This window comes from Vibrio sp. YT-19(2023) (assembly GCF_033337395.1).
On the sequence record NZ_JAWOQN010000430.1, the window covers coordinates 1 to 742 of the forward strand.

Annotated in this window: 1 protein-coding gene; it reads right to left on the reverse strand. The window is 49.1% G+C overall.

Annotated features, from left to right (window positions below; translation table 11 throughout):
* Positions 1-701, reverse strand: a 701-nt coding sequence (locus R7E78_RS26345) for an aminopeptidase P family N-terminal domain-containing protein (RefSeq protein WP_318058637.1), incomplete at its 3' end; no start/stop codon positions are given.
* Between the last annotated feature and the right edge of the window lie 41 nt (positions 702-742).

Consider the following 742-nt stretch of genomic DNA (forward strand, 5'->3'; position numbering starts at 1 on the left):
AAGCGAGCGGGATCTAGGAAGTACTCTACACTTGAGTCGGCATGAAGAATCGCGTGCGAGAGTAAAACTGGCAAACGCGATACATCCAAGCCACGTACATTCAATAGCCAACAAATAGAATCAAGCGCTGTGATGACTGCGCTGTCTGCACCGGCTTTTGCTACCAGTTGAGCGATCTCTTTACGCTTACTTTCGCTTGATTGACCAACGGCTTCTGTTGGCATGAGGCGAACGTCAGAAACCACTGGTGCAGGGCGGTCATGCCACAATTCATCAATTGGGTTGCCGGAGAGAATGTTTAGCTCAAGTTTTCCGGCCAGTTTTGCTTGTGCCATATCTAGCCAAGCCGAACTGTGCATGCGTGGGTCGATAGCCACGGACGCATTTGCGGTTAGATTGTCTTGAATCCAATCCAATGCCGGTTCTTCAATTAGGTGGCGATATTCAAACAAATCGCTAGGAACTTGTTTGGTCACTTGCACTGTATAGCGACCATCAACAAAAATCGCGGCTTTGTCTTGTGTGATCACGGCTGCGCCTGCAGAGCCTGTGAATCCGGTTAGCCAATGGAGGCGTTCATTGTGCGCAGGGACATATTCACCCAGGTATTCATCTTCATGAGGGATCAGTAGGGCATCAATGTTGTGTTGAGCAAGCCATTCGCGAATTGCGTTCACGCGGCTTAGGGTATCGTTGTGCATCTGTTTTATTCCTTCAAATTACCGCTCCTTCATGCTCAGGT